Below are 11,279 nucleotides of genomic sequence, written 5' to 3'. Positions count from 1 at the left end.
CCAACTACTTCGTCGACTACTCCCTGGTCATGGGCGGCGTCTTCCTGGTCACCCTGCCCCTGCTCATCATGTTCGTCTTCGTCGGCAAACAACTCGTCGCCGGCATCATGCAAGGAGCCGTGAAGGGCTAGCTCGCCGGACCGGGCAGGGCCACCGTCCGCGACACGCCCGACGACAGCGTCACCCGCACGCGGTCGGTGCCCTCCACCACGACGCGCGGTGCCCGGTCGAGCTCGAGGCCCGTCCGCCCGAGCCCGACCAGCACCGCGTGCACGGTCGTCCCGGCGTCCCGCGCCGTCGTCACCGACGGCACGCGCACGTGCGGGCCGAAGGCGCCCTCACCCGCATCGGCGACCTCGGGCTCGCCGTCGTGCCCCAGCAGGGGGACGAGCACGCCGGTCAGGCCGTCCCGGCCGGTCACCCGCACGCCGCCGGCGACGTGCTCGACCACCGGCGGCTCGTCCCCCGCCACGGCCCAGCCGCTGTCCCGCACGGCCAGGGCCGCGCCCGCGTCGACACGGTGCACGCGCAGCTCCCACGGACCGTCGAGCACGCTGACGGTCACGACGCGGGCGCCGGGTTCCGGCGTGACCGCCCCGGCATCGTCGCCCCACACCGGGGTGTGCCAGGACGCCGCGGCGCCGTCGGGCGCGGGCAGGCGGTGGATGCGCGTGCGCCGCGAGACCTGCGCCCCCGCCGCGGGACCGCTCCGGACGAGGCCGACGTGGTTGTCCGGCACGACGTGCGCTCCGGCGCCGAGCACGGGCGCCGTCGCGGTCGAGTAGGCCAGCCGCGTGTACAACGGGTCGCCCGGCGCCCCCGGGCGGTGGTGGTCGGTGCCGTGGTTGGCCACCCGCACGACGCCGTCGGCCGCCGAGACCACCAGCCCCGGGGCCGCGAGCGTGCGCGCCGGCGCGGGCTGCGCGGCGGGCAGCGGCTCCTCCGCGGCCGTCCAGAACGGGTCCGCGGGATCGACCAGCAGGCACACGAACGCCTTGGACAGCCAGAACGGCGACGCCGGTGCGGAGTACCCCTGGACCATCGGCCGGTACGGGCCGAACCAGCCGAGGGACGGCACGCCGTCGGGGCCGATCGCGCCGCGGTCCAGGAAGTACCGCAGCATCGCGCTCGCGAGGTGCCGCACCTGGCCCGGCGGGCAGGGCGAGGTGCCGTCGAGCACGGCCGCGACCGGCGCCGCCGCCGCGGCCCAGCGGTAGGTCAGCGAGCGGCCGAGGAACAGCGGGGCGCCGTCGGCCCCGACGAGATCCACGTAGCCGGCGAGGAACTGCGCCATCCGCTCGCGGTGCGCCGGGCGCAGCACGGCCGCGGCGCGCGCAAGGCGCGACCCGGGGTCGAGCGCCGCGCACATCCGGTGCCACAGCACGGGGTAGAACTGCATGGCCCAGCCCGCGTAGTGGTCGAACCGGTCGCCGCCGCCCGCGCCGTCGCGGTACCAGCCGCCGACGACGACGAACTCCTCGAGCCGCGCCAGGTCGCCCTCGACCACCTCGTGCTGCGCCGCGGTCAGGGACTGCCCGGTCGACGCGACGAACGTCGCCACGACCACGCGGAACCAGTGCCAGTTGTTGTCCGGCACCGGCACGGTGAACACTCCGAGCAGCCAGTCGGTCACCCGGTCGCGCTGCGCGCCGGTCAGCCGGTCCCAGATCCAGGCGCGCGTCTCGTGCAGCGCGAGCGCGACCGACGCGGCCTCCACGACGGTCTGCTTGTCCTCGAGCGTGATGCGCGGCCACGCCTCGGGATGCCCCGGGTCGGTACCCGCCACGAGGCCCGCCGTGTACCGCTCCACGAGCTCCTCGTCGGCCTCGCCCGTGCCGGACAGCCGCCAGCCCAGCAGCAGGAACGTGCGGGCGTAGCCCTCGAGACCGTCGCAGTCCGGGCCGTTCCAGGACGGCGGTCCGGGCAGCGGGATCCGTGCGCCGCCCGGCGAGGCGTACCGGGCCGCCGCGTGCAGCAGGCCGTCGGCCGCGGCCACCCAGTGCTCGCGGGTGTACCCGGTCAGCGGGCTCGTGCGGTCGTCGGGTGCGGGGGCGGGCCCCCACGCGGCGGGCCAGGGCGTCGTCATGACCTGATCCTCACGGCGGCTCCCCCCGGCGTCCACCGAAGGTGATCGCTTATGATCGGTTCGCTCGCCGCGGCCCGCACGGCCGCCCGGCAGACGGCACAGTGGCCGACGTCCGGTGGAGCGCGAGGAGGCCACATGACCGCGAGCGAACGGGAGCTGGTCGTCCGCCGCCGCTCCGCCATCCTCACCGAGCTGCGGCTGCACGGGTCCGTGCGCGTGGTCGAGATCGCCGAGCGGTTCAACGTCTCGCTGGTCACCGCGCGCCGCGACGTCGCGGCCCTCGCGCGGGAGGGCAAGCTGCAGCGCGTGCACGGCGGCGGCGTGCTCGTCCCCACGGCCGAGGACGACGGCGACCGGCGCGGCGTGCTCGGCGTCGTCGTGCCGTCGGGGCACGGGTACTTCCAGGAGATCCTCGCCGGGGCACGGCAGGCCGCGCGCGAGGCGGGCGTCCGGCTCGTGCTCGCGACGTCGTACTACGACGAGTCCGAGGAGAGCCGCATCGTCGAGCGCCTGCGCCGGGCCCGCGTGGACGGCCTGCTCATCGCCACGGCGCGGCCGGCGGACGAGCGTCTGCCCGCGTGGTTCTCGTCCTTCGACAAGCCCGTGGTGCTCGTCGAGCGCCAGTGCGACGTGCTGCCCGTCGACTACGTGCGCTCCGAGCACGAGGCCGGCGTCCAGGTGGCGCTCGACCACCTCGCCCGCGAGGGACACGAGCGGGTGGCGCTGGCCGTGCGCTCGAGCACGCCGACGTCGGTGCACCTCGTGGCCGGGTTCGAGCGCACGATCGCCGCGCACAGGAAGCTCCGGGCCCCCTTCCCGCCCGTGCGGTTCCTCGTCGAGGAGCACGACCTGTCGGGGCGCAACGCCGCCCTGGAGTCGATCCTCGACGACTGCCTCGCCACCGGCACCACCGCCGTCGTGGTGCACTCCGACGACGACGCCGTCGCGCTGCTCGGCCTCGCGCTGGAGCGCGGCACGCGCGTGCCCGAGGACCTGTCGATCGTGGCCTACGACGACGTGCTCGCGTCGCTCGGCTCCGTGCCGCTGACCGCCGTCGCGCCGCCGAAGCAGGACGTCGGCCGGCTCGCCGTCTCGGTCGCCGCGCACCGCATGGTCGCGGGCCGCCGGGCCGCCACGCAGCGCGTCCGACTGGTGCCACGGCTCGTCGCCCGCCGCTCGACCGCGCCGCCCCGGAGACGGTCGGACGAGCGCTCGGACGATCGCTTGTGATCGCTTGCGGGGGGGCACGACCGCCGTGCGCGCCGGACGGTGCGCATGATGCTCGGGACGACCCCGACGACGAGGATGGCAGCCGTGTCCCGACCCACACCGCGGACGATCTCGTTCGCCATGCGGCCCGGCCTGCGGCCGATGCTGTTCGACGACGCCGCCGAGCGGCGGCTCGCGACGCTCGGCGAGGTCCGCACCGAGGTCGTCGCCGACCTCGCGGACCCGGCGGCGCGCGACCTGCTGCGCACCACCGACGTGCTCGTCACGGGGTGGGGCTGCCCGCCCATCGTGCCCGGGCGCGGCGTCACCGACCGGCTCCAGGCCGTGGTGCACGCCGCGGGCACGGTGAAGAACCATCTGCCCGACGAGTTCTGGGCATCCGGCATCGCCGTCAGCTCCGCCGCGGACGCGAACGCCGTGCCCGTCGCGGAGTACACCGTCGCGCAGATCCTGCTCGCCAACAAGCAGGTCGACGCGATGCGCGCCGCCTACCGCGCCGAGCGCACCGCGGCGGACTGGAACGAGCGCTTCCCGGCCGCCGGCAACTACCGGCGCACGGTCGGTGTCGTGGGCGCCTCCCGCATCGGGCGCCGGGTGCTCGCGCACCTGGCCGCGTTCGACCTCGACCTGCTGCTGCACGACCCGTACGTCGACGACGCCGGCGCCCGCGCGCTCGGCGCCCGCCGGGTCGGGCTGGACGAGCTCTTCGCCGCGAGCGACGTCGTGACGCTGCACGCGCCCGACCTGCCCGAGACGCACCACCTGGCCGACGCCCGCAGGCTCGCGCTCATGCGGCCCGGCGCCGTGCTGGTCAACACCGCCCGCGGCGCGCTCGTCGACACCGCCGCGCTCACCGACGCCGTCGTGGCCGGCCGCCTGCGCGCCGTGCTCGACGTCACCGAGCCGGAGGTGCTCCCGGCCGGCTCGCCCCTGTACGACCACCCGGACGTCGTCCTCACCCCGCACGTCGCCGGCTCGACCGGCGGCGAGCTGCGCCGCCTCGGCGACGCCGCGGTCGACGAGGTCGAGAGCTGGGTCCGCACGGGCACCTTCCGCAGGCCCGTGCTCGCCGAGACGCTCGCCGTCACGGCGTAGCAGAACCGCACAAGACAGCCGTCGACCCGGCGGCAGGAAAGAGGACGACGTGGTCCGCAACCCGTGGCGCACCGGTGCGCCGCTGCTCGTGCTGCTCCTCGCGGCGGGCGCCCTGCCCGTCGCGGCGGTGCCCGCACAGACCGCCCTGCCCCAGACCGCCCAGGAGGACGAGGAGCTCGTCCTCAACGGCACCTTCGACGAGACCCACAAGCCCTGGTGGAGCAACGCGGGCATGACACCCGACGTCTCGACCGGCGAGCTGTGCGTCGACGTGCCGGACGTGGCCGACCCCTGGAACGCGATCGTCGGGCAGAACGACCTGGCGCTGCGCCCGGGCGGGCGGTACACGCTCACGCTCACGGCTCGCGCGGACCGCGCCTTCGAGCTGCGGCCCCGGGTCCAGCCCACCGACGGCGGAGCGGCGTACCTGTCGACGGGTACGCCGGTCGGCACGACGCCGCGGACCGTCTCGTTCACGTTCACCGCGCCCGAGGGCGAGCTGCCCGTGAACAACACCCTCCAGCTCCACCTCGGCGGCCAGGGCGCCGCGACGGTCTGCCTCGACGACGTCAGCCTCGTCGGCCCGCCGTACCGGTACGTGCCCGACACCGGCCCCGCGGTCAAGGTCAACCAGGCCGGCTACCTCCCCCGCGGCCCCAAGCACGCCACGGTGGTCACCGCGGCGACGAAGCCCCAGCCGTGGCGGCTCGAGGCCGCGGACGGCGCCGTGCTCGCCACGGGCAGGACGACCCCGCGCGGCACCGACCCCACGTCCGGGGAGAACGTCCACACCGTCGACTTCTCGCGGTACCGGGGCACCGCGCGCGGCGCACGTCTGACGACGGGCGGCGTCACGAGCCACCCGTTCGACGTCGCCGCGGACGTCTACCAGGACCTGCGCACCGACGCGATGCGGTTCTTCTACACGAACCGCTCGGGTGTCGCGATCGACGGCGACGTCGCAGGCCAGGAGTACGCGCGCCCGGCCGGCCACGTCGGCGTCGCGCCCAACCAGGGCGACCAGGCCGTGCCCTGCCAGGAGCCCAAGCCCTGGATGGATGACTGGACCTGCGACTACACGCTCGACGTCACGGGCGGCTGGTACGACGCGGGCGACCACGGCAAGTACGTCGTCAACGGCGGCATCGCCACCCACCAGCTCCTGTCGGCCTACGAGCGCACGCTGCACGCCCGGGTCGTCGACGACGGCGCGCTGGGCGACTCGACGCTGCACGTGCCCGAGCGCGGCAACGGCGTGCCCGACGTCCTCGACGAGGCGCGCTGGAACCTCGAGTTCATGCTGGCCATGCAGGTGCCCGCCGGGGAGCCGCTCGCGGGCATGGCCCACCACAAGGTGCACGACGTCGCCTGGACCGGCCTGCCGCTGCTGCCGTCGGCGGACCCCCAGCCGCGCGCCCTGCACCGCCCGTCGACCGCCGCGACGCTCAACCTGGCCGCCGTCGCCGCGACCGGCGCCCGGCTGTGGGAGGACCTCGACCCCGCGTTCGCGGACGAGCTGCTGACCGCGGCCCGCACCGCCTACGACGCCGCGCAGGCGCACCCCGACCTCTTCGCGCCCCGGGAGGACGGCGAGTCCGGCGGCGGCCCCTACGCCGACGACGAGGTGAGCGACGAGCTCTACTGGGCCGCCGCGGAGCTGTACCTGACGACCGGTGAGAAGCGGTTCCGCACCGACGTGCTGCGCAGCCCGCTGCACCGCGCGGACGTGTTCACCGACGGCTTCTACTGGGGCTCGGTGGCCGCGCTGGGCCGCCTCGACCTGGCCACGGTGCCCTCCCGGCTGCCGGGCCGGCCCCTGGTGCGCCGGTCGGTCGTCGAGGCCGCCGACCACCTGGTCGCGCAGCAGCGCGCCGAGGCGTTCGGGCAGACCTACACCCCGGCCGACGGGCTGTACCCGTGGGGCTCGAACAGCTCGATGCTGAACAACCAGGTCGTCATCGCCACGGCGTTCGACCTCACGGGCGACCCGGTCTACGCCCGGTCCGTCGTCGAGGGGCTCGACTACCTCCTCGGGCGCAACGTGCTCGGCACGTCGTACGTGACCGGGTACGGCACCGTGTACGCGCAGAACCAGCACAGCCGCTGGTACGCGCACAGCCTCGACCCGGCCCTGCCGGCCCCGCCCCGCGGGACGGTGGCCGGCGGGCCGAACTCGAGCCTCCAGGACCCGGTGTCGGGCGCGTGGCTCGAGGGGTGCCTGCCGCAGTGGTGCTACGTCGACGACATCCGCGCGTGGGCGGTCAACGAGATCACCATCAACTGGAACTCGTCGCTCGCGTGGGTCGCGTCGTTCGTCGCCGACCTGGGCGACGGGGCGGTCACGCGGGGCTCAGACCCCGAGACGCGACCGTGCCATCGCCACCACCTTCCCGGCGTTCACGGTCCAGCCCACGCCGAACACCCGCGGGCCGAGCACGTGGTCGGCGTGGGGGTCCCACAGCCGCTCGCGGGCCCGCTCCAGGGTCGGCGGTCGGAACTCGTAGGGAACCACTGACGCGACCTTGCCGTGCCACGTGCGCTCCGACGCCGGGGTGCGCAGCTCCTTGATCACGGCCGCGACGGTCAGCGCGACCGCCGCGGCCGTGATCAGCCCCTTGAGCCCGCCCCGCTTGGCGGGCCGCTCCTCGCTCTTCTTCCCCATCCCGGACTCCTGTCTCTCGTGTGTGCTGGTCTGTGCCCCCTGCACGTCCTACCGCACCCGCACCGCCGCCGCCTGGACCTCCACGGCGAACGCGGTCGCCGTGCCGAGGTCCTCGCCGTCGACCTCCACGACGCGTGGCTCGGCGAGCTCGACGCGCAGGGCGCGCACCCGGCCGTGGGCCGCGCTGTCGCTGCTGACGGCCTCGACCACGCTGTCGCCGCCGCCCGCGCCCGCCGCGAGCCGCTTGAGGCCGTTGTCCCACACCATGTTGCGCACCGTGTCGGCCCAGCCGGCCGCGCCCTTCGCCGACAGCAGCAGCACGTCGAGCTCGCCGTCGCGGGGGTCGGCGTCGGGCAGCAGCGTGATGCCGCCCTGGAGCATGCCGCAGTTGCCGACCAGCAGGGTGTGCACGGTCGCGTGCTCGTCCGCACCGCCGTCGGGGGTGACGGTGACGTCGAGCGTCTCGCTGGCGGTGAGCGCGCGGCCCAGCGACTCGACGTAGGCGAGCCAGCCCACGCGGTCCTTGAGGTCGTCGTCGGTCTCGGTGATCATGTGCGCGTCGAGCCCGAACCCCGCCATGACGGCGAAGGCGAGCCGGCGCGGACCCTCGCCCAGGTCGGCCTCGAACCAGCCCAGGTCCACCGGGCGCGCCTCGGGGGCCAGCGCCCGCGCGAAGGCGGCGGGCACGTCGCCCACCGGCACGCCGAGGTTGCGCGCCAGCAGGTTGCCGGTGCCGAGCGGCACGATCGCGAGGTCGGCGTCCGCGCCCGACTCCCCCAGGTACTCGGCCACGGCGCGCACCGTGCCGTCGCCACCGGCGGCCACGAGCACCTCGGCGCCGTCCTCGACCGCCCGCGCGGCCACGCCCTGTCCCGCGTCCTCGACGCTCGTCTCGTACCAGCGCACCCGGGCGTCGGCCGCGGTGTCGCCGGGGGCGGCCTCGAGGACGGCGTCCAGCGCCGTCTCCAGGTCCTGTCTGCTCGTCTTGGACGGGTTCCAGATGATGGCCAGCCGGGTCATGTCCGCATGCTCGCACAGCACGCGCGAGCTCACCGGGCGGGCGGCCCGCCCTCCGGGTCCGCGACCGCCGCCGTCAGCCGGGCCGCCAGGTCCCGCACCGCGTCCCGGAGCTCCGGCCCGCCCTCGACCCGGTACGCGTACGGCACGCGCGCGAGCCACTCCGCCGCGTACATCGGCGGGTTGCGCGTGCTGCCCACGAGCACGCAGCCCTCCCCCGCCGGCTCCAGCCGGCCCATGAGCGCGCCGACCCAGGGGGCGACGTCGGCCAGGGGCGCGTCGAACACGACCCGCGTCGTGTACCGCCACCCGGTGCCGAGGTGCTCCTCGAGCGTCGCGACGGGGTCGAGCCCGTCGGGCGGGGCGGACGGCCGGTCGGTGCGCTCGACGCCGAGCACGCGGTCGACGCGGTAGGTGCGCACGGCGTCGGACCGGTGCGAGTGGCACAGGAGGTACCAGCGGCCGTACCGGACCACGACCGCCCACGGGTCCACCTCGGCGGACCACTCGCTGCCGGACTCGCCGCGGTAGGTGAGCACGACCCGCCGCCGGGCCGCGACCGCCTCGACGAGGTCGCTCGTGACGGCCGTGCCCGGGCGGGCCGCGAACCGGTCCGGGGCGGGCGTCGCGTGCTCGCGCAGCGTGGCGGCCTGCCGCCCGACGTCCTCCGGCAGCGCCCGGACCACCTTGCCGAGCGCGGTGTCGACGAGGTCGTCGGGCTCGGGGTGGCCGTCCAGCACGGCCATGACCAGCCCGAGCGCCTCGGCCTGCGTGAACGTCACGGGCGGCAGGCGCGTGCCGCGCCCGAGGCGGTACCCGCCGTACGGACCGCGCACCGACGTGACGGGGACGCCGGCCTCGCGCAAGATCTCGACGTACCGTCGCGCGGCGCGCTCGGTGACGCCCAGGCGCGTGGCGAGCTCGGCCGCCGTCGTGCCCGGGCGGGCCTGCAGCACCTCCAGCGTGCGCAGCGCGCGGGCGGTCGGGCTGGTCTCCATGCCAGCAGGCTACGGCCGCGCGTGCGAGTGAGCGCTGCTCTTGTCACGGTGGAGACGCCCCGACGAGAGGAGAGACTCGTGGCGACCATCACGAAGTCGATCGACGTGGCCGTGCCTGTGCGCACCGCGTACAACCAGTGGACGCAGTTCGAGGAGTTCCCGCGGTTCATGGAGGGCGTCGAGGAGGTGCGTCAGCTCGACCCGACCCATACCCACTGGAAGACGAAGGTGGGCGGGGTCGAGCGCGAGTTCGACGCCGAGATCACCGAGCAGCACCCGGACGAGCGCGTCGCGTGGACGAGCCGCACCGGCCCGCAGCAGGCCGGCGTCGTGACGTTCCACCGCCTGCAGGACGACCGGACGCGCGTCACCGTGCAGATGGACTGGGAGCCCGAGGGTGCCACCGAGAAGGTGGGCAGTGCGCTGAACTTCGACGACCGGCGGGTGCAGGGTGACCTGGACCGGTTCAAGGAGTTCATCGAGTCGCGCGGCGGCGAGACCGGGGCGTGGCGCGGCGACGTGAGCTGACGTCCAGGGCTCACGCTGCACAGCGCGAGGGCGGGCGGTGCCGACGGGGCACCGCCCGCCCGTGCGCTGACCGGGTCAGCGCACCACCTCGAAGATCTGCTTCTGCACGCCGTTGCGGTAGACGGCGTGGTCCGTCAGGCGCAGCCGCTGGGCGGGCTTGTCCGCGTCGCTGAACAGCGGCTTGCCCTGGCCCAGCAGCACCGGGAAGACGAGCAGGTGGTAGGCGTCGACCAGGCCGGCGTCGGCGAGCGCGCGGGTGAGCGAGACGCTGCCGTGCACCTGCAGCTCCCCCTCGCCCGACTCCTTGAGCCGCGCGACGTCGTCGAGCGAGCGCAGGAGGGTGGTCTCGCCCCAGTTGTCGACGAGGTCGTCCTCGCCGAGCGTGGTCGAGACCACGTACTTGGGCAGCGCGTTGTAGCGGGGGAACTCCTCGGTCATGTCCGGCCAGACGGGCGCGAACATCTGGTAGCTCGCCCGGCCCAGCAGCAGGCCGGCGGCCTCCTCCTGCTCGGCGCCCTTGAGCTCGTACATCTCGGGCACGGCCTCGACGGTGCGGAAGGTCCAGGCGGTCTCGTGCAGCTCGGGGTCGCCGCCCGTCGGGTCGACCTTGCCGTCGAGCGAGACGAAGTGCGTGGCGACGATGGTGCGCATGGTTCTCCTTGGCTGGGACGTGCTCGTGTCTCGGAAGGGTGGATCACTCACGGGATGGACGGAAGCGTGGCAGGAAACTCATCGTCGCGCAGATCCGGAAGTAGATCGTCCGGAACCGGTCATACGGTGGCCGTGGACAGCATCGCTCCATCCGTAGACGACTCGGAGAGAATCATGGACATCCTGCTCATCGGCGGCCTCTGGCTCGACGCCTCGGCCTGGGACCTCGTCGTGCCGGAGCTCGAGGCGCTCGGTCACCGGCCCGTCCCGGTGGCGCTGCCCGGCCAGGGCGACGGCGACACGTCGGCCACGCTGGCGGACCAGGCCGCGGCGGTGGTGGCGGCCGTCGACGCGGCGGCGGGCCGTCCGCTCGTCGTCGGCCACTCGGCGGCCTCGACACTGGCCTGGCTCGCCGCGGACGCGCGCCCCGAGGCGGTGGCGGGTGTCGTCCTGGTCGGCGGCTTCCCGTGGGACGACGGCAGGCCGTACGCGGACCTGTTCGAGATCACCGACGGCGTCATGCCGTTCCCGGGCTGGGAGCCGTTCGACGGTCCGGACATCGCGGACCTCGACGCCGCGACGCGCGAGGCCGTCGCGGCCGCCGCCGTGCCGGTGCCCGAGGGCGTGGCGCGCGGCGTGGTGCGGCTGACCGACGAGCGCCGGTTCGACGTGCCGGTCACGGTGGTGTGCCCCGAGTTCACACCGGCCCAGGCCCGCGCGTGGATCGACGCGGGCGACGTCCCGGAGCTGGCCCGCGCGAAGCACCTGGACCTGGTGGACCTGGACTCGGGCCACTGGCCGATGTTCTCGGCCCCCGCTGCCCTGGCCCGCCTCCTCGCCGCGCTCAGCGCCTGAGGCCGAGGGAGCGGAGCTCGAGGTCGGCGAGGGCGCGGATCGTGTCCTCGTCGCCCGAGCGCCAGGCCGCGACCGGGTCGTCCGTGACGCGGGCCAGGGCGCGGAGCGGCTGGTTGGCCAGGGCGCGCAGCGCGAGCAGCGCCGGGTCGCCGCCGTC

General features: G+C 75.1%; 9 protein-coding genes and 2 pseudogenes. 6 read left to right on the top strand and 5 right to left on the bottom strand.

Annotated features, from left to right (window positions below; genetic code table 11):
* Window positions 1-131: pseudogene (locus HLB15_RS24365) on the top strand (carbohydrate ABC transporter permease); the annotation flags it as partial.
* Here HLB15_RS24365 and HLB15_RS19630 read toward each other — a convergent pair.
* Window positions 128-2,086 carry a DUF2264 domain-containing protein gene (locus HLB15_RS19630; RefSeq protein ID WP_171107812.1) on the bottom strand — a complete coding sequence of 653 codons (1,959 nt, stop codon included), beginning with the start codon at window positions 2,084-2,086 and terminating at the stop codon, window positions 128-130. The pseudogene HLB15_RS24365 and the gene HLB15_RS19630 overlap by 4 nt on opposite strands.
* A 135-nt stretch (window positions 2,087-2,221) precedes the next feature.
* Between HLB15_RS19630 and HLB15_RS19625 the strand changes: the two genes are divergently transcribed.
* The 3 genes and pseudogenes from HLB15_RS19625 to HLB15_RS19615 all read left to right on the top strand — a co-directional run.
* Window positions 2,222-3,316: a LacI family DNA-binding transcriptional regulator gene (locus tag HLB15_RS19625; protein WP_171107810.1), complete on the top strand. Its 1,095-nt coding sequence runs from the start codon at window positions 2,222-2,224 to the stop codon at window positions 3,314-3,316.
* A 75-nt stretch (window positions 3,317-3,391) separates the two neighbouring features.
* A complete protein-coding gene (locus HLB15_RS19620; RefSeq protein ID WP_171107814.1) occupies window positions 3,392-4,411 on the top strand; it encodes a hydroxyacid dehydrogenase in 1,020 nt (339 codons plus the stop codon).
* A 49-nt stretch (window positions 4,412-4,460) separates the two neighbouring features.
* Window positions 4,461-6,704, top strand: a pseudogene (locus HLB15_RS19615) (glycoside hydrolase family 9 protein); the annotation flags it as partial.
* Between the two features lie 57 nt (window positions 6,705-6,761).
* Here the strand turns inward: HLB15_RS19615 and HLB15_RS25005 are convergent.
* Genes HLB15_RS25005 through HLB15_RS19605 form a run of 3 tightly spaced genes read right to left on the bottom strand, consistent with a single transcriptional unit; the run spans window position 6,762 to window position 9,088 of the window.
* The gene (locus HLB15_RS25005) at window positions 6,762-7,073 is read right to left on the bottom strand and encodes a DUF5808 domain-containing protein (protein ID WP_373291121.1); all 312 of its coding nucleotides are present in this window, start codon (window positions 7,071-7,073) and stop codon (window positions 6,762-6,764) included.
* Window positions 7,074-7,121: 48 nt separating this feature from the next.
* Window positions 7,122-8,093 (bottom strand): diacylglycerol/lipid kinase family protein, encoded by a 972-nt coding sequence (locus HLB15_RS19610; RefSeq protein WP_171107808.1) that lies wholly within the window; start codon window positions 8,091-8,093, stop codon window positions 7,122-7,124.
* A 29-nt stretch (window positions 8,094-8,122) separates the two neighbouring features.
* On the bottom strand, window positions 8,123-9,088 hold the full coding sequence (locus tag HLB15_RS19605; RefSeq protein ID WP_171107806.1) for a helix-turn-helix transcriptional regulator: 966 nt from the start codon (window positions 9,086-9,088) through the stop codon (window positions 8,123-8,125).
* Window positions 9,089-9,166: 78 nt separating this feature from the next.
* On the opposite strand from HLB15_RS19605, the gene HLB15_RS19600 reads away from it, so the two are divergent.
* Window positions 9,167-9,616 carry an SRPBCC family protein gene (locus tag HLB15_RS19600; RefSeq protein WP_171107804.1) on the top strand — a complete coding sequence of 150 codons (450 nt, stop codon included), beginning with the start codon at window positions 9,167-9,169 and terminating at the stop codon, window positions 9,614-9,616.
* Between the two features lie 75 nt (window positions 9,617-9,691).
* On the opposite strand, the gene HLB15_RS19595 is transcribed toward HLB15_RS19600, so the two are convergent.
* Window positions 9,692-10,267 (bottom strand): dihydrofolate reductase family protein, encoded by a 576-nt coding sequence (locus HLB15_RS19595; protein ID WP_171107801.1) that lies wholly within the window; start codon window positions 10,265-10,267, stop codon window positions 9,692-9,694.
* Between the two features lie 174 nt (window positions 10,268-10,441).
* Here HLB15_RS19595 and HLB15_RS19590 point away from each other — a divergent pair, with 174 nt between their 5' ends.
* Entirely contained in the window at window positions 10,442-11,122 is a 681-nt protein-coding gene (locus HLB15_RS19590; RefSeq protein ID WP_171107799.1) for an alpha/beta fold hydrolase, read from the top strand.
* Window positions 11,123-11,279 lie beyond the last annotated feature (157 nt).

This window comes from Promicromonospora citrea, from assembly GCF_013004695.1.
Classification (GTDB): Bacteria; Actinomycetota; Actinomycetes; order Actinomycetales; family Cellulomonadaceae; genus Promicromonospora; species Promicromonospora citrea.
This window is presented reverse-complemented; position numbering and strand designations above follow the sequence as displayed.